We start from the raw sequence: 22297 nt of genomic DNA, 5'->3' as shown, positions 1-22297 counted from the left end.
GCACACGCAAAGGCCGCTGTGAGCAATCGGGAAGCCCTTGTGAAGAAGATTGCAAATCAGATGCACCTCCGGGTGTCCTCTGACCGGGCGCAGCACAAACGGGATTTGAAGCAGTGTAAAGCACGAATCGCAGAAATCGAAGACCTGTATGCAAAACTTTATGAGGACGTATCAAAGGGACTTCTCCCGGAGAAACGTTTTCAAATGCTTGCAGATCGCTACGACAAAGAACAGGCTGAACTGACCGAGAAGATTGAGCAGTACGAGCGGGAAGGCCGTGCTGAACACGATCAGCTGGACAAGATTCAGGATTTTATTGATGAAGTCAGCAAGTACGCTGGTATCACCGAACTGAACTATAAGATTCTGCATCAGCTGATTGACAAGATTCTGGTATCCAGAGCGGAAAAGGTCGATGGCGAATACGTCCAGAAAATCCAGATTTTCTACCGCTTTATCGGCCCATTGGATGCCATCGAGTAACAAAGTCAGAAAAGTCACCTCCGAGAACTATCCTACAGACGCAGGGCGCGAGGGAGAACTGATCTTCCGCTTGGTGTACCAGCAGGCTGGGTGCAAAAAGCCCTTTTCCCGTCTGTGGCTGTCCAGCATGGAGGAATCTGCCATCCGGGAGGGCTTTGCCCACCTCAAACCGTCAACTGAATACGATGCGCTGTACAACGCAGCACTCTGCCGGGAACGTGCCGACTGGATGGTCGGCATCAACGCTTCCCGGCTTTTTTCGTGCCTGTACGGTCAACCGCTGGCGGTGGGGCGTGTTATGACCCCGGTGCTTGCCATGACAGTGGTGCGGGAAGCCGCCATTGCCGCCTTTGTGCCGGAGAAATTCTACACGGTTGCACTGACCCTTGCGGACGGCGGCACCGCATCCAGCAAGCGGTTTGCCCAGAAAGCGGATGCCGAACTGCTGCTTTCCAAATGCCGAAAGGAGGGGCGTGCCACGGTGCAAAAGATGGAACGCAAGGAAAAGTCCGAAAGCCCACCGCAACTCTATGACCTTACCGCATTGCAGCGGGATGCAAACCGTCTGTTGGGATTTACGGCGCAGCAGACCTTGGATTATGCCCAAAGTCTTTACGAAAAACGGCTCATCACCTACCCCCGCACGGACAGCCGCTTTTTGACGGAAGATATGGCGGCATCCTTGCCGGGGCTGGTGACGGACACGGGTAAGGTGTTTGCCGTGGAGGAGTCGCTTCCCATCCATGTGCAGCAGGTCATCAATGGCGGCAAAGTCACCGACCACCATGCGCTGCTGCCTACGAAAAGCATGGCAAACGCAGATCTTGCCGCCCTCCCTGCCGGAGAGCGGAATGTCCTGCGGCTGATTTCCGCACGGCTGCTCTGCGCCGTAGGCGAACCGCACCGCTATGCAGAAACTACGCTCACCACCATCTGCGCTGAAGAGGAGTTTTTCGCAAAAGGCAAGGTGGTGCTGTCCGACGGATGGAAAGCCATGGAACGAAAAATGCTGGGGGAACTTCTGGGCAAGCAAAAGGAAGCAGTTGTTCTGCCCGATGCGCAAGAGCAGAGTCAGTGCAGCGTTGCTGATGCCGAACTGAAGGAAGGTCAAACGTCCCCGCCAAAGCATTTCACCGAGGACCTTCTACTTCATGCGATGGAAACCGCCAGTGCAGACAGTATGCCGGAGGGCGTAGAACGTCAGGGCATCGGCACCCCGGCAACGAGAGCCGCCACCATCGAAAAGCTGGTGCAGAAGGGCTTTCTGGAACGCAAGGGCACCAAGAAAACCAAGGTGCTGCTGCCCACGGATAAGGGAAAAGCCCTCATTACCGTAATGCCCGAAGAGATTCAGTCTGCGGATATGACGGCTGACTGGGAAGCGAAATTGCTACAAATCGAACGTGGCGAAATGGAGCCGAGTGAATTTATGACTGAGATCAATACGATGATTACCGAACTGGTAAAGAATACGGAAATGAAAAAAGGAGTAAATGCGCTTATGAAAAACAAAATCATTGGTGTCTGTCCGAACTGCGGTGCAAATGTTGTGGAGCGTGAAAAGGGCTGGTTCTGTGAGAACAGGGAGTGCCGTTTCGTGCTGTGGAAGGACAATGCGTTCTTCAAGCGTCTGGGTAAGCGACTGGATTCCCATGTGGCGGACAAGCTGCTGCGGGATGGGCGTGTCCGGCTGAAGGACTGCAAGAGTGCCAAGTGCAAGACCTACAATGCCACCGTGCTGCTGTCCTGTGAAGCCGATGGCCGCAGCAAGTTTTCTCTGGAATTTGAAGGTGGGTGCTGATGGAGCAGATAAAAGAAGCGGTCTACCTTATCAACGATGAACGCTATCTGCATCTCCGGGAAAACGGTGCAGGGGTCGGCTTTGCCACTTATAACAAGGTAACTGTTGAGCCGCTGGAAAGCGGGCAGATCTCGGAAAAGAACCTGCCGCCCGATGGCAGGAACGCCATTCCTGCTGCCCGGAACTGGTATCTGTTTGAACTTTCGGACGATGACCGCAAGGCCATCCAACAGGAAAGCGTAAAGATCCTCGAAAACATCCCGCAGGCGGGCATCGGCAGACGGCGCATCTGGGAGCCGGAAACGCTGCCGAAGGATATTCGTCTCATCAACAGCCACTATGATGACCTCTATCGCATTCCAGATGGCGGCGTGATTCAGGTGGATTACCCGGATGGGCGCAGCTTCACGGCACGGCTGGAACATCTGGATGATTACCACTTTGACATGGGCGGTCTGGGCAATGTGTTCCACATCTGCCAGTTTGCCGAGGTCATGGAACGAAACCATGCCGACTTCTACCCGGAGATTCAGACACAGGACGAGCAGGCGGCGTGGGAACTGGGCGGCAAAGGCTACCTTGCCATCCAGTCTTGTGAGGATGGATGGGACTACACCCTCTACCACAGCGATTATTCTGTGATGGACGGCGGGCAGTTGGATGCCCCGGAACTGACCATTCAGGAAGCCCGTGAGCAGATTCTGGAAGCACACCACATGGAAAAGGGGCGGCGGCTGTTGCAGGACTACGATGCCGTCATGGATAAAGTTGCGGAAGCCGAGGAACTGCGTACAGACCACCGCCCTTCCACACTGGAAAAGCTGGCAGAACTGGCAAGTGATACGTCTGCGCCAAAATCGTCTGCACGTTCTGCGCCAGAACTGTGAGGTGGACGATGCAGCAAAAATGGAACCAGAATTTTGACGGTGAACCCATGACGGACATCCCGCAGAAGTTTCTGAACGCAGGGTGCGATGTTTATATGGTGATGCAGCTGCGGCATGACGAAAAAATCCTCGATGAAAGATTTGCTTCCATGCGGGAACTGCATCGTCGGGGCAGAACGCCAGACCCGGAGCATTATGAGGTCACCTACTATGCTGATCTGCCCGCCATGTGGCAGGATGTGCCGAGCAACGAGGTTTTGGAAGAACTGTTTCAGATGTTCAACATCTCCCGTCCGCAGGATTTTGAGGGACACAGCCTGTCGGTCAGCGATGTGATCGCACTTAAACGCAATGGCGAGGTGTCTGTGCATTATGTGGACAGCATCGGCTTCAAAAATTTACAGGGGTTTCTGGATAAGCAGCCGGAACGCCCTTCGGTGCTGATGAATCTCAAGGAAAAGTGCGATGCCCCGGAGTGCAACCCGACTGGATGCCGGAAAGCGAAGGCTGAACATGAACTTTGACCATGAAGAACTCATGCTGATGATGCTTTACAACACCGGCACCCGGCTGGGGCTTATCCACGAACTGCGGCTCATGCAGTGCTACCTGATGCCCGATGAAACCGCCCTGCGGGAACTATCGGAGGGTGTTATCGAAAAGTTGAAACTGCTGACCGATGCAGAGTTTGCCGAATTGGAATTTCCCCCGGACTGATTATTGCCGCCTACGGGCGGCGTACATAAAGTATTTTGTTCTTCCAAAAGATATGCTATAATCAAATTAGACAAAATTCCTCTCTTCAAGCGATTTCTCCGCAATTTTCCTGTGGCTCTGCTCGTATCAAAAATAAGGGACTGAATTTTAATTGTCAGAACGGAGGAACCATTATGGCAATCTTTGAAAAGACCATCCGAAACAAAAACTTTGACAAGCTGCTTCGGAAGCTGGAAAATGAAATCCCGGACAGCAGTTGGTCGGCAGATTTAGAGGCAGGCAGTGATTTCAAAGAGGGCGATGCCCGGTGCAGTGTCCGTGTGTTTGAACGGTACAGCATGATGGGCGGCAACCGCCTGAGTCTGACACTGACTATGTTTCAGAATGCGGACAGTCCGATTCGGCTGTCTGCCATCACCGCAGGAGGCAGTCAAGCGGTGTTCTTCAAGGTGAACACCCTCGGGGAAGAATCTTTTCTGGACGATGTAAAGGACCTGCTGGAAGAAATTTTGGAGGAGTAAAATGTTTTTTGGATGGTTTGACGCTATATTCAGCTTCATTTTCCCAATCCTGTTCCTGCTTTTTATTGGAATGTTTTTCTTTGCTCTAATTTCAAATCTCCGCACATGGAACAAAAACAACCACTCGCCGCGGCTTACCGTTCCGGCAACAGTGGTAGCAAAGCGCACCGATGTTTCGCATTCCAGCAGTGCCAATGCCGGCGATATGTCCGGTGCGCACGGATACGACACTAGCACATTTACATCATACTATGTGACTTTTCAGGTGGAGAGCGGCGACCGGATGGAATTTGAAGTGGACGGAAGCGATTATGGTCTGCTCATTCAGGGCGACATCGGAAAGCTGAGTTTTCAGGGCACCCGCTATCTTGGGTTTGAGCGGAGCTAAGTGTTTCTTACATTATATAGTATGGAGTGCTGTATGAACGATTTGTTTATCCAAGGGCTGACCATCGACTGGAACAGAGTTCGCCCATACAATTATGTTCGTCAGATTCCTGCCATCAGTGGAATCGACACTTTTACATTCCATAAGCCCATTACGTTCTTTGTTGGCGAAAATGGAAGTGGAAAATCTACGCTTCTGGAAGCAATCGCTGTTGCTTACGGCTTCAACGCAGAGGGTGGAACGAAGAACTATTCATTTTCCACATACAACTCCCATTCGGAACTATGTGAGGCTATGACGATTTCCAAGGGGTATCGCAGACCAAAGTTCGGGTATTTTCTCCGGGCAGAGAGCTTCTACAATGTAGCCACCAAGGAAATCGACTATTCCGATGACGATCATCCCTCCAAAGGCTATCACCAAAAATCACACGGTGAAAGTTTCCTCGCTATTGCGCAGGACTACATGGGTGCAGATGGAGTCTATATTTTTGACGAGCCGGAAGCCGCTTTATCCCCGCAGCGGCAGCTCACGTTACTGATCAACATTCATCGGTGTGCCCAAGAAGGGGCGCAATTCATTATCGTATCACATTCACCCATTCTCCTCGGAATGCCTGATGCTGAAATTTTTAGCTTCGACAATGGCACGATTCATCCTTGTCAGTATGAAGATACGGACAGCTACGTTATCACCAAAACATTTGTAAATAATCGGCAGCATTTTTTGAACCAGCTTCTGAACGAAGAAACGTAATGCCGGGAAAGGACATTCCATATGAGTGATTCTACGTTGAAAGAGCTTTGGCAGCAGGTCGCTGAAAAGAAAAGCTGCGAAGCAAAACAGAAAGAACTGACCGCCCAGAGAGATACGCTTGCTGATTGCCTGAAAAAGCTGGAAAAATCCAAGCTGGCAGAGCAGGCTGATGTGGACCGTCTGGAGGGACACAGCCTTGCCGCATTTTTCTATCAAGTGATTGGAAAAATGGATGAAAAGCTGGACAAAGAACGGCAGGAAGCCTATGCAGCCCGCGTCAAGTACGATGCGGCTCTCCATGATCTTTCTTCCGTTGATGCCGACTTGAAGCAGATTCAAAATAGACTGGCACGGCTGTCCGATTGCGAAAGTCAGTATCAAGCTGCTCTTTCCGAAAAAATCAAAAGCATCAAAGTCTCTGCCCACCCTGCCGCACAGCAGATTGCGGAAAGCGAAAGCCGCATTGCCGCACTGAAAGTTCAAAAGCGGGAGCTGCTGGAAGCCATCAACGCAGGAAAGACTGCCTTGCATACGGTCAACGAAGTTCTCGAAACCCTCCACAATGCCGAGGGCTGGAGTACATGGGACGTAATGGGCGGCGGTTTGATGGCCGATCTTGCCAAGTATGAGGAACTGGACGATGCGCAGAAACAAATCGAACAGCTTCAAGTGGAACTGCGGCGGTTCAAAACTGAGCTTGCTGATGTTGAGATCACCGCAGACCTTCAGGTTACGGTGGACAGCTTTCTGAAATTTGCAGATTTCTTCTTTGACGGCCTCTTTGCAGACTGGGCAGTTCTGGATCACATCAATCAGGCACAGAGCCGTGTAGAGAACACCAAGGGCCAGATCAAGCGTGTCCTCGCACTTCTGAAAAAGATGCGCGAAGATGTTGATGTCCAAATCGCTGATGAAAAAGAGAAGCAGGAGCAGCTTGCGGTGGAAACTGAGCTGTAGGTTTGGAGTGTTCGCGTATGTAATATGCTCAACTCAATGAATTGGAAATTTTGGAGATAAAGACTATGAAGAAAAAAGCACCAATAGTGTTCATTATCGTGAGCGTCTTTGCCGTAGCCGCAATCATTATAATTTCGGCGTATAGATCTTCGGAATCCTACAGAAAGGCGAAGGCTGCAATCCAATGGGATTGCTCTGTGTCTTGTACAGAAAAATCAACATCTGCCCAATATGTAATCACTTATTCTAATGTAAAGGTTTCATCCAAAACGGGCACACTGACGATTCAGAATAGGAATGATTTTGAAATTGTGGTGCATTTGCTCTGCGAAGGCGAACAGGAAATCGTATCTGGCAATATTTCTGCGGGAGGCTGCTACTCTTTTGCGAATGTTACGGACAAAGAATATACCGTAGGTATTCATGCGGATGTTGATGCAGCCACCAACATTAAAGTAATTGTATACGACGGAAAAGACACAGAGCCATATACAAATTGACAAGTCGGTGCTTGCGGGGGTGCATCTATTTGAAAAAGTATCAATGTCCATGCTGCGAATGTTTTACTTATAATGTTCCACCAAAGGAAGATTGTGGGTACATTTGCCCAGTTTGCTTTTGGGAGAATGACCCGTTTATTACTTCTGATAGCGACCCCAGTGACTTGAATCATGGAATAACTCTAAACGAGGCAAAAAACAACTATTTGGAATTTGGTGCCTGTGAAAGAAAAATGTTACGTTATGTTCGTCCGCCCGAAAGCGATGAAAAATAGACATTCATCATCAAAACTTCAAAGTCGACGATAACCCAATTATTATATACCCTTGGCGGGCAACCCAAAAACGGTTGCCCGCTATTTTTATACCCTAAAATCTGAAGAAGGAGGCCAAAATGCCAAGCAAAACCGAAGAATACCTTGCCCTTGCCCAGCGCACGGCAAACGGCTTGACCCGGTACTGGGAAAGCTGGACGGATTACCTGACCACCGCATCCCGGCTGTACAAGTACCCCTTTGCCGACCAGCTTATGATCTACGCTCAGCGGCCCGATGCCACCGCCTGCGCCGAATTTGACATTTGGCGCAACCGGATGAACCGCTATGTCAGGCGTGGCTCTAAGGGCATCGCCTTGCTGGACGAATCCAGCGGATTCCCGCGCCTGCACTACGTTTTCGATGTGTCGGACACCGGGGTGCGCCGCAATTCCCGTGACCCGGAGGTGTGGCAGCTCGGTCCCGATTTGGTGCAGCCGGTTTCAGAAATGCTCGCCGCCACCTACGGCATCAGCGGGGAGCGTGTCAGCCAGCAGCTTGCCGATGTTGCCGGGAAACTGGTGGCGGATTACTGGGACAACAACGGCGGAGACATTCGTGCCATCGTTGACGGATCGCTCCTGATGGATTATGATGAAGCCGGGGTGGAGATGCAGTTCAAAAGCGCTGCTGCAATCAGCGTCACCTACACGCTGCTGGAACGCTGCGGGTTTGAACCGACAGAGTGGTTCGACAAGGACGATTTTCAGGCAATCTACAATTTTTCCACCCCGGACAGTGTCTACGCCCTCGGCGCAGCCGTCAGCGACATGAGCCGGGAGGTGCTGCGGAACATTGAGCGCACCGTAAAAACCACCATTCGCCGCCGCAATATAGAAAGGAGCCAATATGAATACGAACAGCAGGAACGTGACCTACTCGACCGTCGGGGACTACCAACTCCCGAACCTGACCATGAACCAGCCCCGGAAGCCGCTGGGCAAGTACGGCAGGCTGCGCCGGACGTACCTGATGAACCATCGCCCGGTGCTGTACCACACGATGCTCCTGAACGGGAGCCTGTACCCGCACCTGATGGAGGTGGAGCAGACGGCAGAGAGCCAGATGCAGCAGACCATGGAGCAGCTTCTGAAACAGAACCCGGCCCCGGACAAGGAGAGCCGGCAGATGGCGTGGGTGCAGCACATGAACAGCCTGAAAGCGCAAGCCGAGGAACTGGTGCTGACGGAGCTGATCTACAGCTAAGTTTCTTCGATGCCCACATCCCTACCGAAGCTGAACAAATTGGAAAAATCGACCAAGCGGAGAGCGAAAAATTGCCCTCCGCTTTTGTTTTGTCGCAGGCTGAAATCGAAAACGAATTGCGTAAGCACGGTTCAGGGTTTGCAGGCGGTAAGCAGCGCATTATGGCGCTGTACCAGACCCAGCCTGACCGCAAACTCCGTGCCAAAGCACTGGCAAAGGAGTACGGCATCGGTGGGCATTCGCAGGATTTTCTGGATGGCAGCAGCGGTTTTGTAAATCATGATGGAAAAGGACTTGAATTTGACCACTACCCGGATCATCAAAAGGTTACGTTAAGCTGGACACAGGTCGAGAAATACATCGACCTGATGATTCAGTCTGACCGCTACCTGACCGATAAGGAAAAAGAGCATCGTGCCGCCGTGCAGGAAGCGGAACGACAGCTCCCAATGCTGGATGGTGATGCCGCTGCCGAATACAATGCTCTGAAAGAGCAGTACCCCAATACCCTGATTGGCTTTGAACTGGGCGGATACTTTCTGTTCTATGACAAAGATGCAATCACTGTAAAGGAAGTTTTTCGTTCTAATTTGCTGTCACAGGAAAATGCGCTGGGAAAAGTCAAAGTGACCGGCTTTTTGCGCAGAGAGTGGGTAGCAAAATCGCAGAAGCTGTGGGCCGAGGGCAACAGCATCTATCTAGCCGGACAGGGCGGAGATGGTACCCACCATCAGACAAAATATCTGCGAGAGGAAGATTATCTGCCGATCGGCATCATCATCAAGCTAGATGGCCGGGATTTCCGTGTGGATCACGTCAACTTCATGTTCAAATCCGTCAGCTTGCAGGACATGGACTTGACCAACAGCGGACAGCCCATCTTCCGGGTTGAACGGTTGCCCAATATCCGGGAACTGTATGAACAGCAGCAGGATGAAATTATTGACGTTTCTCCTGAAAAGGCTGTTGATTACAAGGTCGGTGACGAAGTTGTTGTTGACCTTCCCACCCGAACCATCGAAGGCAAAATCGGCTATGTTGGCGAAACCGATGTGCGCATCGACACCAGCGCGCATGGGCAGTCGTGGGATAACGAGGTACTCAACAAGCAGCAATTCGAGGACGGTCTGCGGCGGGATGAACCTACACCTGATGAGGAACTGGACAAGTTGCCTATCTCTGTGGAGGTCAATGGCGAGTGGCAGACCTTTCCGGATGCTGCTGCCGCAGACGAAGCCCTGAACGCTGAACCGATGCCGGAAGCCGCAGGAAATTTTCACATCACGGATGATAATTTGGGTGTCGGAGGCCCCAAGCAGAAATTCGCCCGCAATATTGAAGCCATCCAGACCTTGCGCACTTTGGAGCAGGAGCATCGCGGTGCCACCGCCGAGGAGCAGCAGGTGCTTTCGCAGTATGTAGGCTGGGGCGGTCTTGCAGATGTCTTTGACCCCAACAAGGAAAACTGGTCTGCCGAGTACACCCAACTGAAAGGGTTGCTCACCGAAGAGGAGTATGCCGCCGCCCGCGCTTCCACTCTGAATGCCCACTATACCTCTCCGGTGGTAATTCGCGCCATCTATGATGCTGTGGAAAAGATGGGCTTCCAGTCTGGAAATATCTTGGAGCCTTCCTTGGGTATTGGCAACTTTTTCGGTATGCTGCCCTCTGGCATGGCTGACAGCCGTCTGTATGGTGTGGAACTGGATTCCATCACCGGACGCATCGCCCAAAAACTATATCCACAGGCCGACATTACGGTTGCTGGCTTTGAAACCACCGACCGCCGAGATTTTTACGACCTTGCCGTAGGTAATGTCCCTTTCGGTCAGTACAAAGTCAACGACAAGGCGTACAACAAACTGGGTTTTTCTATCCACAACTACTTTTTCGCCAAGACTATCGACCAGATCCGACCGGGCGGCGTGATTGCTTTCGTGACCAGCCGTTTCACGATGGACAGCAAAGACAGCAGTGCCCGCAAGTACATGGCGGAACGTGCTGATTTGCTGGGAGCCATCCGCTTACCCAACAACGCTTTTAAGGCAAATGCAAGCACCGAGGTTGTTTCGGATATCCTCTTTTTGCAGAAGCGTGACCGCCCTGCAGACATCGAACCTGCATGGGTGCAGCTGGGGCAGACCGAAGATGGCTTCAATATCAATCAGTATTTTGTAGACCATCCGGAAATGGTGCTGGGAAATTTGGAACTAGAAAGCACCCAGTACGGCCATGACCTGACCGTTGCACCAATCGAAGATGCAAACCTTGCAGACCAGCTTACCGAAGCGGTGCAGCACATCGAGGGCCAGTACACTGCGGTGGAGATTGCCGCTCCGGACGTTGCCGATGCGGAAGTGCAGCGCAAAACTCTGCCCGCAGACCCTACCGTGAAGAATTTCAGCTATACTGTGGTGGATGGTGAAATCTACTACCGCGAGAACTCCATCATGACACAGATTGAACTGTCCGACAACGCCAAAGGCCGTGTGGCTGGCATGGTGGAACTGCGGCAGATCGTCAACGAGTTGATCGACCAGCAGTTGAATGACTTCCCGGACGAGGATATCAAGGCATCGCAGGCAAAGCTGAATTATGCCTACGATGCGTTTACTGCAAAATACGGTCTGATCAACGACAAGAAAAATGCCCGCCTGTTCGATGATGACAGCTCCTATTATCTGCTCTGCTCGCTGGAGAATCTGGACGAGAATAAAAATCTCAAATCTAAGGCAGATATGTTCACCAAGCGGACGATTCGCCCAGAACGTATTGTCACCAGCGTGGATACCCCCAGCGAAGCACTGGCAGTGTCCATCGGGGAGCATGGCAAAGTAGACCTGCCTTATATGGCAGAACTGCTGGGCACTCCCGGTAACTATGAGCGCATCACCACCGAATTGTCCGGCGTGATTTTCAAAGACCCTGCTGCGGATGCTGACGACCCGGAAGCCGGCTGGCAAACAGCGGACGAATACCTTTCGGGTAATGTGCGCGATAAACTACGGATGGCACAACTTGCTGCAGAAAGCCGCTCGGAGTTCAAGGGCAATGTGGACGCACTGACTAAGGCGCAGCCCAAAGATTTGGAAGCTTCTGAAATTGATGTGCGTTTGGGTGCCACTTGGCTTGACCTCTCTATTGTGCAGCAGTTCATGATGGAAACTTTTCAGCCGCCCTATCGTATCCGCTACAACAATGCCATCACCGTTCGCTACTCCCCTTACACTTCCGAATGGCGAATCAGCAATAAATCTGCTACTGGCTTTGGTGACATTATGGCCACCGAAACCTACGGTACCCGCAGGGCCAATGCTTACAAGATTTTGGAGGATACCTTGAATTTGCGTGACAGCCGCGTTTATGATATCATCGAGGAGAATGGGAAAGAAAAGCGTGTGCTGAATCAAAACGAAACCACCCTCGCCCAGCAGAAACAGCAGGCCATCAAGGACGCATTTGCTGGCTGGGTCTGGAAAGATCCACAGCGACGCGCCCTACTGGTAAAAAAGTACAACGAGCTTTTTAACAGCACCCGCCCCCGTGAGTATGACGGTAGTCACATTCATTTTGTGGGCATGAACCCGGAGATCAATTTGCGAGAGCATCAGCGCAATGCGGTTGCCCATGTGCTGTATGGGTACAACACCCTTTTGGCGCACGAAGTCGGTGCTGGCAAGAGTTTTGAGATGGCGGCTTCCGCTATGGAACTGAAACGTCTTGGCTTGTGTCAGAAAAGTCTTTTTGTCGTGCCAAACCATTTGACGGAACAATGGGCCAGCGAGTTTTTACGTCTGTACCCCCATGCGAAGCTGCTGGTTACCAGCAAGAAAGATTTTGAACCCGGTAATCGAAAAAAATTCTGTGCGAGAATTGCGACCGGTGATTATGATGCAGTTATCATCGGACACAGCCAGTTTGAAAAGATACCCTTGTCCGCAGAACGACAGGAGCGTCTGATTCAGGAACAGATGGATGAAATTGAGGAGGCCATCGAAGAAGCGAAAGCACAGGTTGGCGAGCATTTCACAGTAAAGCAGCTGGAAAAGTTGCGCAAGTCTCTGAAACAGAAACTGGAAAAGCTGCAAGGCGCAGACCGTAAAGATGATGTGGTTACGTTTGAACAATTGGGCGTAGACAGGTTGTTTGTGGATGAGAGCCAAGCGTTTAAGAACCTCTACTTGTACACGAAAATGCGTAATGTCGCAGGTTTGAGTACGAGCGAGGCGCAAAAATCCAGCGATATGTTCGGCAAGTGCCGCTATCTGGATGAAATCACCGGAGGCCGTGGCGTGATTTTTGCAACAGGTACGCCCCTGAGCAACAGCATGACCGAGATGTATACCCTGATGCGTTATCTTCAGTACAACACCTTACAGCAGAAAGGGCTGACCCATTTTGATGCGTGGGCTTCTACTTTTGGTGAAACTACTACTGCCATCGAACTTGCCCCCGAAGGCACCGGATACCGTGCACGCACTCGTTTTGCGAAGTTCTTCAACTTGCCTGAACTGATGGCGATGTTCAAAGAAGCAGCAGATATCAAGACCAGCGACCAGCTTCATCTCCCGGTGCCTGATGCAAAATTTGAGACGGTGGTGGTCAAACCTTCGGAAATCCAACAGGATATGGTGCAGGCGTTGAGCGAACGTGCAGCCGAAGTCCACAGCGGTTCTGTTGACCCCTCTGTGGATAATATGTTGAAAATCACGTCGGATGGCCGCAAAATCGGTCTTGACCAGCGGTTGATGAATTCCGCTCTGCCCGATGACCCCAACAGCAAGTTAAATGCCTGCGTCAACAACGTCCTGCGCATCTGGAACGACACCAAGGAGCAGAAGCTGACCCAGTTGATTTTCTGCGATATGTCTACTCCCAAGGGGGACGGTTCGTTCAACGTCTATGATGATATTCGCACCAAGCTGCTCAACGCCGGTGTGCCCGAACAGGAAATCGAGTTCATCCACAACGCAGATACGGAGAACAAGAAAGCAGAACTTTTCTCCAAGGTACGCAGCGGACAGGTGCGTGTGTTGCTGGGCAGCACTGCAAAGATGGGAGCTGGCACCAACGTCCAGACGCTGCTTGTGGCGGTGCATCATCTGGATGTAGGCTGGCGTCCGTCGGATATGACTCAGCGCAATGGCAGAATCATCCGTCAAGGCAATCAAAACAAACAAGTGTACGTCTATAATTACGTCACTGAATCGACATTTGACGCCTACTTGTACCAGACCTTAGAGAATAAGCAGAAGTTCATTTCTCAGATTATGACGAGCAAATCTCCCATGCGCTCCTGCGATGATATTGATGAACAGGCTCTGTCTTACGCAGAAATCAAGGCTCTGTGTGCAGGCGACCCTCGCATCCGGGAAAAGATGGACTTGGACGTGCAGGTAGCAAAATTGAAGGTGCTGCGCGGAGACTTCCAGAATCAGAAATATCGTCTGGAGGATAAGCTGCTCAAAACTTTCCCGGAGGAGATCCAGAAACAGAAAACCCGCATTGCTGCTTTGCAGCAGGATTCACAGATTGCAGCAGCACACCCGCAGGACAAAGAAAACTTCTGCGGAATGACCATCAAGGGCATGGTGTACGATGACAAAAAGGCTGTGGGCGAACGGCTGCTGCTGGCTCGGCAGGAGATGCCCAATGCCGATATGATGCTGCTGGGCACCTACCGTGGCTTTGAACTGAACATCCGGTTCGACAGCTTCAAGAATGAGCATCAAGCCGTTCTCCGGGCAGAGTTGAGCTATCCGGTATCGCTGGGCGATGATGCGCGCGGCAATATCACTCGTCTGGACAATGCCATCGACAACTTTACGGACCGTATTGCAGATGCCGAAAATGCTCTGCAATACCTTGAACAGCAGAAGCAGGCCGCAGAGGTCGAAGTGGCAAAGCCCTTTGCACAGGAGGAAGAACTGGCCGAAAAGTCTGCCCGCCTTGCTGAATTGAACGCCTTGCTGAACATCGACCGTGACCGCAGTTCCTCGCAGGATGCTCCCGAAGAAACCGAGGAAACCGAAACACCTGCAACTCGTCCGTCTGTGCTGGCTGCACTGGGGGAAAAGACCAATCAGTCGGAGCCTGTCAAACCGTTCCGCAGCTATTATGATAAGGATGGTGATGCCCGATGAAAGAAAAGCGGGATGAAACCATCATCCTGCGCTTGAGCAAAACAGAAAAGAACCGTATCTATGAAAAGATGCTCAGCATGGGCATCCGAAGCCTAAGTGCCTATATCCGAAAAATGGCACTGGACGGCTACTGCCTGAACCTTGACTTGCCGCAACTGCGGCGCATGGCATATCTTTTGCAGATGTGCAGCAACAACCTGAACCAATATGCCAAAACCGCTAACGAAAATGGTCGGGTCTACGCTGCCGACATGGAGGACCTGCGGCAGCGTCTGGATGAACTGATTGACATTGGCAAGCAAATTCTTTCCAAGCTGGCAGAGCTATAAAAATTCCCGCAGTTGGAGGACTGCGGGTGTACATATAATGCTTGACATCCTTGCAACGTAGTAGTCGATACCTTTATAATAAGGGCGAACAGAAAGGAAGTGCTTGATATGATGTCTATGCTGAAGAAAATTGTTCTTTTCCCGATTTCTCTCTTTGTGGCGTTTCTAGCTCTGATGGCAAGGTGGCTGCTAACCCTGTCCAGCTATGTAGTTGCTCCGCTGATGCTCTACATCTTCGGCTGCGGCATCTACACTGCTTACCGTCAGACTTGGAATCAGTTCTTTATCCTGCTGGTGGCCGAGTTCATCTGCTTCATCCTCTTTTTCGGTGCAACTGCCATCACCGAGGGCATCGGGCGTTTCAGTGAGTGGCTTGCAGAACTGTGAGGGATGCTATGAGCAAACAGAGGATAGAGGATTGCTATTTTGAACACAACAGCACGATTTTTTCTGAGATGCTGGGTGAGGATGAAGAGTATCTGCGACTGAAAAAAGCCAAAAGAGCAGCTGAGGAAGCCTTGCAGAGCGTTATCAGCAAAGAAGCGTGGAATCAATATCTCGCCTTAGATGAAATCTGCAATGAGTTGGAATGCGCCAGATACAAGGCAATGTATCTGGCGGGTGCTGCCGATTATGAAAAAATATCCAAATGATCTCAATGCCGCCTCCGGGCGGCATTTTTTCTTTGCAATAGGGGGTGATGATGCTGGCAGCAACACGGTTGATTGCGTTGCACAAAAACAAGGGCATGACCGTTGCGGCCTGCCTGAAAAATCGCACGGACTATATTGAAAACCCGGACAAGACCGAGCAGGGACAGTTTGTCAGCAGCTATGCTTGCAGCGCCCTGACAGCAGATGAAGAATTTATGCTTACCAAGCGGCAGTATGATCTCGTAAACGGACGCAGGCAGAAAAGCGATGTGATCGCTTATCAGATACGGCAGTCCTTTCGTCCGGGGGAAATCACTGCAGAGGAAGCTAACAAGGTGGGCTACGAACTTGCCATGCGTTTTACCAAGGGCAAGTATGCGTTTGTTGTTGCCACCCATACGGACCGGCAGCACATCCACAACCATGTGATCTTTAACTCCACGGCACTGGATGGCACCAGAAAGTTCCGGGATTTTTTCTTTTCGGCGTTGGCAGTGCAGCGGTTGAGCGACCTGATTTGCTTGGAACACCAGTTGTCCGTCATTGAGAAGAAGCCCTATCGGGAACGGCAGAAGCGTGTTCTCTATCCTCCCAAGGAAAGCAACAGGGACCGCCTATGCGGAATCATCGACACAATCCTTGCAGAAAAACCGGGAGATTATGAAACGTTTCTGCAAAAGCTAGAGCAGCAGGGCTACGAGGTGAAGCGTGGCAAGTACACGGCGGTGAAGGGCAAGGGACAGAAACGCTTTATTCGGTTCCGAACTCTGGGCACCGGCTATGGCGAGGACGAAATCAAGGCGGTGCTGGAGGGAAAGGCGAAGCACCAGCCGTACCAGAAAAAGCAGGCCAAAGAGCAGCCCTTCCAGTTGCTGGTGGACATTCAGGAGAAAATGGCAGAGGGCAAAAGTGTTGGCTACAAAAAGTGGGCAACCAAATTCAACCTGAAGGAGATGTCCAAGACGCTGCTGTTTTTACAGGAGCAGAAAATTGGCAGTGCCGAGGAACTGCGAGAACGTACAGCGGCGGCAACGGAACGCTATCATGCCATGGGCGATTCCATCAAGGCAGCAGAAGCAAGGCTGACAGAGATTGCCGTGCTGAAAACCCACATCATCAACTATGCCAAGACTCGCCCGGTCCATGATGCCTACCGCAAGTCGGGGTACAGTAAAAAGTTTTTGGAAGCCCATCGGGAGGAAATCACTCTGCACAAGGCGGCGAAAGCTGCCTTTGACGAAGCCGGGCTGCAGAAGCTGCCGAAGGTCAAGGAGTTGGATGCGGAGTTTGCAGAGCTACTGACCAAGAAGAAAGCCGCTTACCCGGACTACCGCAAGGCACGGAACGAGATGCAAGAACTGGTTCGGGCACAGAAAAACGTGGAACGATTTTTTGCGGGAGAAAAGGACACCATCGAAAAAGCGCAGACCCGATAAACGAATACCGCCGAGGACTCTTCCCATTTTGGGGAGATGTCCTCGGCGGCTTTTTTAGTTTATATAGCAGCGGTCCTGTTTTATAAGCCAATCTTCACACAGCCGCTGGGCTTCGTCCTTTGTGCAGCAGGTGCAGTTGAAAAGTTTGCCACGGATGGAACAGTAAGTGTAGTGTACCTTCGGGACTCCATTAGCATCTCGAAAATCAACGCAGCGTTCCTCACCGGGCAGCAGATAGATCGTATCCACGTTCAGCAGCTCCTTTTACCTTCGTTCATGTGCCAAGGGGCACAACATTTGCTATTGTACCATGTACCGTCCCCAAAGACCATTGCTTTTTTGACCAAAGATACGCACAAAAATTTTCCACCTTGAAATTATCCGAATAGCGTTGAATAAACGCAAATGGATTGTGTATAACAAAAATTGCGACAGGTATGCTATTGGTGTGCAACAAACACAATTAGAATGTGAGGTCGCTATGAATACGCTTTTGGGTCAACGAATACGAGAGCAGCGCAAGGAAAAAGGCTGGACGATTGAACAGTTTGCAGAACGGGTCGATTTGTCAGCAAATTATGTTGGAGATTTAGAGCGCGGAGTAAAAATCCCCAAACTGGAAACCTTTATCCGAATCGTAGAGGTGTTGGACGTATCTGCTGATGTGCTAATCCGGGATTCCGTTCCATCCGCATCCCATGTGGCAGATGACGAACTGAGCAGAAAGCTGAGCCAGCTCACACCGGGGCAGAAGAAAGCTGCCATTGACATTCTGAATGCATACACCGACAACATTCCCTATATTACAAAATAACACCTATGTCAGGGAGCGCAGCAAACGTGCTGACGCTCTTTCTTTTTGCCCTCAAATAGTTTATAATCAACACTAGAAGCGTGTATCTAACGCCAATGGCAAGTATTTGAGGTGAATGACATGACAATCCTACCCAATATCGAAGAAGCAATGGAAGATGCCCGGAATGGAAAGTTGAGCCCGTATTGGCAGAATAATCTAAAACGTGAATGCCTGCATGGAGAGCTATCGGCTGAAGAGCGGCTGGCTCTTTCGGAACTGAATTGCATTTTGTCCGAGACTCCACAATGGAGTAGCGAAGAAGAACTGTGCCATGACATGGAGAATATCGGCGGCAGGGTTCGCTTCTGCCGCTTTTGGAATGAGCACTATTCCATGGTGCAGTTGACGGAAGATCGCAACGGAAAATACTCCACAGCCTACGTTCTGGATACAGAAACCACCCCGGATGTGCGTAAGGTAGCGGCATTGCAGGCACAGAAAGAACTTGCGGACCGTATGCAAGCGTGGGGTGTTTCGCTTCTGGATACGTCTGTTCCCGAACAGATGAAGTACGATTTTCTTGCAGAAGCTGCTTCTCACCTCATGCAAGTCCTCAACGACCCGGAGCATATCACCGGGTAAAAAAGCGTCCCGTAGGGATGCGCAGCCTGCATTGGAAAATGCAGATCAAAGGGGCTTGGGGCATTCCCCAACAAGCGTTTTGCAACGCAAAATAAGCAGATGTATATACGTCTGCACTGCTTGCCGGTACAATGTCATCGATGAAACAAAACTAGTTTTATCAAAGACGGTTATATGGTTGTGCCGATTTCCAAAACATAGTAATATTGAAGTACTAACTGGGGCCGAAAGTGGCAAAACTGCTTGCTTGGTTTCCATTCAGGAATTACTAACAGCGTAGACCGTCCGTTCGCTTCGTATACCGTCAGCGTCACAAATTGACACCAATTTATCATTCTTCACGAAGTATGTGCTAAAATCTCTTGACAGCACCTCGCAAAATATGTTATCTTTTGTAAACATTCTTGAAAAGATATGACCTTTTCTGTGGACCGAACATAAACCGATTTTTCTCTGGAGGAAAGACCCATGAAACAGGAGATCATCCGCAAACTGATCGCTGCCGTGGCCATGAGCCTCGTTGTTGGCGTCTCTCTGGCCGCCTGCGGCGGCGGCAGCAGCTCCACCGCCGCTGGTGTAACTAAGACCGGCTCTGCCGAAGGCTTTGGCGGTGCTGTCACCGCCACTCTGACCGTGGATGCCAACGGCACCGTTACCGACTGCAAGCTGGAAGGCGCACAGGAGACCGAGAGCATCGGCGGCGCTGCACTGGAAGAGCTGTCCAAGCAGGTCGTGGCCGCCAACGGCCCCGCCATCGACGGCGTTGCCGGTGCCACGGTGACCACCAAGGCCGTCCGGAAGGCCGTTGCCGCCGCACTGGGTGTGGAGCTGGCCGAAGAAGCCCCCGCCGACTCTGCTGCCGCAGCCCCCGCTGAGCCCGCCGCCATCGTCCCGGTGGAAGGCGGCATCCAGATCGGTCAGGCTTATGCTGCCGCCCACGGCACCAAGTGCTTCACCGAAGCGGTGGCTGTGGTGAAGGATGACGTCATCCTCGCCGCCTACCTCGACGATTTTCAGTTCACCAGCACCGATGCAGGCGTGACCGCCGTGCCCAACTCCGACTCCGACTTTGCCGCAGGCTACGCCGAGGGCAAGGTGCTGATGTCCAAGCGGACCAACGCCGATTATTACAGCAAGATGATGGCTGAAAAGGGCGGCTCCACGGTCGCTCTGGATGCAAACTTCGACGCCATCCAGAACTTTGCCGTCGGCAAGACCATCTCCGAGCTGGAGGATGTAGCCGCCAAGGGTGCCGAGGCTGTGGACGCCGTCTCCGGCGCAACGCTGGTGGATACCGCCGGTTATCTCTCTGCCATCGTGGATGCCGCCAAAAACGCCCAGACCACGCAGGCCGTGGAGTTCAACGGCAGCTCCGAGGACCTGAAGCTGAATGTGGTCTATGGGGCCGCACACGGCACCAAGTGCTTCACCTCCGGCGCTGTCGCCACTGCCGGGGACACCATCGTGCTGAGCTACATTGACGAGTTCCAGTTTGCCGGTTCGGACGCCGGGGTCGTCGGTGTGCCCAACTCCGATTCTGACTTCGGCGCAGGCTACGCCGAGGGCAAGGTGCTGATGTCCAAGCGGGTCAACGCCGATTACTACAGCAAGATGATGGCCGAAAAGGCTGGTTCCACCGTTTCGTTGGATGCCAACTACGACGCCATCCAGAACCACGTGAACGGCATGAGCATTGCCGACGCCGAGGCTCTGAGCAAAGATGAAAAGGCTGTGGACGCCGTTTCCGGTGCCACGCTGGTGGATACTGCCGGCTACGTTGGTGTGCTGGTGGATGCCGCAAAGTAAGACAAGAAAAATAACGTTCCTCTGAACACAGCAGCGCCCGCCGGGAGATCTCCCGGCGGGCGCTGCTTATTTATTATACGCAGTTAGCAAAATCTAACCGTCTGGTGGAAGAAAAGGCAGGCCACCTGTATGCAGTCTGCCTTTTGCCTGATGCGAAAGCCCGCAGACGCGCGGGGCTTACAGCACCAGCGAGGGCGCGGTGTAGACCCGTGCCTTCAGCTCGCTGTTTAGCATATACAGCCCCTTGCTGTCACCGCCGAACAGCTCCATCTTGGTAATGAGGTCGGCGGCGTTCTTCTCCTCCTCGCCCTGTTCCTTGATGAACCAGTCCAGCGTCTGCATGGTGCGGAAGTCCCTGACCTCGTGTGCGGCGGCGTAGATGGCATCGATGCTGGCGGTGACCAGCTTCTCGTGCTCCAGTGCCTTTTTCAGCGGGGTCATGTGATCGACTCGCTCCCACTCCGGCTTTGCGATAGCCTCAAAGGTGACGCCCTCGCCGTTATTCTGCAAATACTGATAAAACAGCATGGCGTGATCCCGTTCCTCCTGCGCCTGTACCCGGTACCAGTTCTCAAAGCCGTCCAGTCCGACGGCGGCGTAGTAGTTGGCAAAGTCCAGATACAGATAGGCGGAGTAGAACTCCTTATTGATCTGCTCGTTGAGCAGCTTAGATACGTTAGCATTCATAATACTTCTCCTCCATAAGATTGTCTTTTTCCTGCTCCCGGCAGGGGGACAGATATACCGTACCCAGAGCGACGCTGGGATGCTCCCTTTTCATCTCCAGGAACACCTGCTCCGCCTTGGGATGCTGCTGCAGCTCCGTTACGGCGGCCAATATCTCCTCTGCGTATTTTGGAATACCGCCAACCCTCTAAATGCAAGAATGAGTCTTATTATTTTGCTTTTATTATACCTATATTTTTTTCTCTGTCAACAACCACAAAGGGCTTGTGCTCCAAAAGCTGCCTCGAAGTACCTTAACAGTTTTAACTGTATCTGTTATATTTCAATATAAACTGTATCAGCAGTAAACACAGTTGCATTGGAGGTTGATTATGCGTCAGATATTGCTTTTCGCGGCACTTGCCGCCGTGCTTGCACTGCTTCTGGTGAGCTGCGGGGGAACCAAGGACAAGCCGGTGCCGACAGAGGAGGACGCTCCCGGCAAGGCGGCGTATCATAAGATCAGCGCCGAGGAAGCCTATGAGATGATGATCTCGCAGGAGATCGTGGTGGTGGATGTCCGCACCCGGGAGGAATACGATGGCGGGCATATTGAAAACGCCGTCCTTGTGCCCAACGAGAGCATCGGGAGCGAAATGCCCGAGACGCTGCCCGATAAGGAGGCGACGCTGCTGATCTACTGCCGCAGCGGCCGCCGCAGCAAGGATGCTGCACAAAAGCTGCTGGCGCTGGGGTATCAGAGCGTCTGCGACTTCGACACGATCCTGATTGTCCAAACTCAATTCAAGGTCATGGTCGATGATGGGCAGCTTGAACCAGACGGACTTCAGCCACTGTCCATTAGGCTGGCGTTCCGGGCAGATCTGCACCTCGTCGATCAAAATTTCCACCAGTCTGCGGCGTTCCGCCTCGGTCATGGTGGCATAAAACTTGTCAAAGCAAATCAGGATCTTATAGATGTTGTCGCCTGTGATTTTGTCGGCTTCAATGGCCTGCTTCTTTGCCCGGGCATCCATCAGTCCATTTTCCACCTCTTCGATTTTATCGTACATCTTATAAAGGCGGTCGTCCGGGTCAAGGCTGTCGATCTCCTCCATAAGCCGGGATTTTGTGGAGTAGTGCTGCCGTAGCTGCTTCTCATAGGCGGCGATCTCCTGCTCAATGGCAGTGGTATCTACCTTCATGTGTAGACCTTGGTCTTTTCTGCTGCCATTTCCAGCACCTCCCATTCGTACCGTCTTGTTCGGAATAGACTTTGCAAGCAAAGTCGTGTGC

The 22297-nt window shown here is 51.9% G+C and carries 24 protein-coding genes; 21 read left to right on the top strand and 3 right to left on the bottom strand.

Annotation, left to right across the window (positions count from 1 at the left end; all coding sequences use genetic code 11):
- The first annotated feature begins 39 nt into the window (after positions 1–39).
- The 17 genes from MTP43_RS04265 (at position 40) to MTP43_RS04185 (ending at position 17091) form a co-directional block, all read left to right on the top strand.
- Positions 40–483 (top strand): DUF4368 domain-containing protein, encoded by a 444-nt coding sequence (locus MTP43_RS04265; protein WP_249235187.1) that lies wholly within the window; start codon positions 40–42, stop codon positions 481–483.
- A complete protein-coding gene (locus MTP43_RS04260) occupies positions 470–2284 on the top strand; it encodes a DNA topoisomerase (protein WP_249235105.1) in 1815 nt (604 codons plus the stop codon). The genes MTP43_RS04265 and MTP43_RS04260 overlap by 14 nt, the downstream gene beginning before the upstream one ends.
- The gene (locus MTP43_RS04255) at positions 2284–3171 is read left to right on the top strand and encodes an LPD16 domain-containing protein (RefSeq protein WP_117527453.1); all 888 of its coding nucleotides are present in this window, start codon (positions 2284–2286) and stop codon (positions 3169–3171) included. Before MTP43_RS04260 ends, MTP43_RS04255 begins: the two co-directional genes overlap by 1 nt.
- 8 nt (positions 3172–3179) lie before the next feature.
- Entirely contained in the window at positions 3180–3695 is a 516-nt protein-coding gene (locus MTP43_RS04250; protein ID WP_117527451.1) for a YodL domain-containing protein, read from the top strand.
- A complete protein-coding gene (locus MTP43_RS04245) occupies positions 3685–3888 on the top strand; it encodes a transposon-transfer assisting family protein (RefSeq protein WP_015537699.1) in 204 nt (67 codons plus the stop codon). Before MTP43_RS04250 ends, MTP43_RS04245 begins: the two co-directional genes overlap by 11 nt.
- A gap of 173 nt (positions 3889–4061) precedes the next feature.
- A complete protein-coding gene (locus MTP43_RS04240) occupies positions 4062–4409 on the top strand; it encodes a DUF6054 family protein (protein WP_097782404.1) in 348 nt (115 codons plus the stop codon).
- Position 4410: 1 nt separating this feature from the next.
- Complete coding sequence (locus MTP43_RS04235) at positions 4411–4797, top strand: DUF2500 domain-containing protein (RefSeq protein WP_097782403.1); 387 nt, start codon at positions 4411–4413, stop codon at positions 4795–4797.
- A gap of 33 nt (positions 4798–4830) precedes the next feature.
- Complete coding sequence (locus tag MTP43_RS04230; RefSeq protein WP_097782402.1) at positions 4831–5553, top strand: AAA family ATPase; 723 nt, start codon at positions 4831–4833, stop codon at positions 5551–5553.
- A 21-nt stretch (positions 5554–5574) separates the two neighbouring features.
- The gene (locus MTP43_RS04225; protein WP_097780888.1) at positions 5575–6510 is read left to right on the top strand and encodes a hypothetical protein; all 936 of its coding nucleotides are present in this window, start codon (positions 5575–5577) and stop codon (positions 6508–6510) included.
- A 65-nt stretch (positions 6511–6575) separates the two neighbouring features.
- Positions 6576–7010, top strand: coding sequence for a hypothetical protein (locus MTP43_RS04220; protein ID WP_015536782.1), 435 nt, complete (start codon positions 6576–6578; stop codon positions 7008–7010).
- Positions 7007–7285, top strand: coding sequence for a CPCC family cysteine-rich protein (locus MTP43_RS04215; RefSeq protein WP_316542987.1), 279 nt, complete (start codon positions 7007–7009; stop codon positions 7283–7285). The genes MTP43_RS04220 and MTP43_RS04215 overlap by 4 nt, the downstream gene beginning before the upstream one ends.
- An 888-nt stretch (positions 7286–8173) precedes the next feature.
- The gene (locus MTP43_RS04210) at positions 8174–8530 is read left to right on the top strand and encodes a TnpV protein (RefSeq protein WP_249235104.1); all 357 of its coding nucleotides are present in this window, start codon (positions 8174–8176) and stop codon (positions 8528–8530) included.
- 161 nt (positions 8531–8691) lie between these two features.
- Positions 8692–14673 (top strand): DEAD/DEAH box helicase family protein, encoded by a 5982-nt coding sequence (locus MTP43_RS04205; protein WP_442900590.1) that lies wholly within the window; start codon positions 8692–8694, stop codon positions 14671–14673.
- Entirely contained in the window at positions 14670–15002 is a 333-nt protein-coding gene (locus tag MTP43_RS04200; protein ID WP_117528343.1) for a plasmid mobilization protein, read from the top strand. Before MTP43_RS04205 ends, MTP43_RS04200 begins: the two co-directional genes overlap by 4 nt.
- 108 nt (positions 15003–15110) lie before the next feature.
- Entirely contained in the window at positions 15111–15389 is a 279-nt protein-coding gene (locus tag MTP43_RS04195; RefSeq protein WP_055187087.1) for a hypothetical protein, read from the top strand.
- Between the two features lie 8 nt (positions 15390–15397).
- Positions 15398–15655 (top strand): hypothetical protein, encoded by a 258-nt coding sequence (locus tag MTP43_RS04190; protein ID WP_097771442.1) that lies wholly within the window; start codon positions 15398–15400, stop codon positions 15653–15655.
- 53 nt (positions 15656–15708) lie between these two features.
- A complete protein-coding gene (locus MTP43_RS04185) occupies positions 15709–17091 on the top strand; it encodes a relaxase/mobilization nuclease domain-containing protein (protein WP_112090721.1) in 1383 nt (460 codons plus the stop codon).
- 54 nt (positions 17092–17145) lie between these two features.
- Here the strand turns inward: MTP43_RS04185 and MTP43_RS04180 are convergent, their stop codons facing one another.
- Positions 17146–17340 (bottom strand): DUF3873 family protein, encoded by a 195-nt coding sequence (locus MTP43_RS04180; protein ID WP_044959886.1) that lies wholly within the window; start codon positions 17338–17340, stop codon positions 17146–17148.
- Positions 17341–17572: 232 nt separating this feature from the next.
- Here MTP43_RS04180 and MTP43_RS04175 point away from each other — a divergent pair, with 232 nt between their 5' ends.
- The 3 genes from MTP43_RS04175 to MTP43_RS04165 all read left to right on the top strand — a co-directional run bounded on the left by MTP43_RS04175 (position 17573) and on the right by MTP43_RS04165 (position 20335).
- Positions 17573–17905, top strand: a complete 333-nt coding sequence (locus MTP43_RS04175; protein WP_005921759.1) for a helix-turn-helix domain-containing protein — start codon at positions 17573–17575, stop codon at positions 17903–17905.
- Between the two features lie 111 nt (positions 17906–18016).
- Complete coding sequence (locus MTP43_RS04170) at positions 18017–18529, top strand: hypothetical protein (protein WP_146746794.1); 513 nt, start codon at positions 18017–18019, stop codon at positions 18527–18529.
- 468 nt (positions 18530–18997) lie between these two features.
- Positions 18998–20335 carry an FMN-binding protein gene (locus MTP43_RS04165; protein WP_112090711.1) on the top strand — a complete coding sequence of 446 codons (1338 nt, stop codon included), beginning with the start codon at positions 18998–19000 and terminating at the stop codon, positions 20333–20335.
- A gap of 177 nt (positions 20336–20512) precedes the next feature.
- Here MTP43_RS04165 and MTP43_RS04160 read toward each other — a convergent pair whose 3' ends face one another.
- Positions 20513–21022, bottom strand: a complete 510-nt coding sequence (locus MTP43_RS04160; protein WP_179859643.1) for a ferritin — start codon at positions 21020–21022, stop codon at positions 20513–20515.
- Positions 21012–21173, bottom strand: coding sequence for a hypothetical protein (locus MTP43_RS04155; protein ID WP_181573057.1), 162 nt, complete (start codon positions 21171–21173; stop codon positions 21012–21014). The genes MTP43_RS04160 and MTP43_RS04155 overlap by 11 nt, the downstream gene beginning before the upstream one ends.
- Before the next feature lie 220 nt (positions 21174–21393).
- Here MTP43_RS04155 and MTP43_RS14490 point away from each other — a divergent pair, with 220 nt between their 5' ends.
- The gene (locus MTP43_RS14490) at positions 21394–22152 is read left to right on the top strand and encodes a rhodanese-like domain-containing protein (RefSeq protein WP_333530349.1); all 759 of its coding nucleotides are present in this window, start codon (positions 21394–21396) and stop codon (positions 22150–22152) included.
- Positions 22153–22297: the final 145 nt, after the last annotated feature.

The sequence above is a fragment of the Faecalibacterium sp. IP-1-18 genome, from assembly GCF_023347355.1.
Taxonomy (GTDB): Bacteria; Bacillota; Clostridia; order Oscillospirales; family Ruminococcaceae; genus Faecalibacterium; species Faecalibacterium prausnitzii.
Note: the sequence above shows the minus strand (reverse complement) of the source record. Positions and strands in the feature narration are given on the sequence as shown.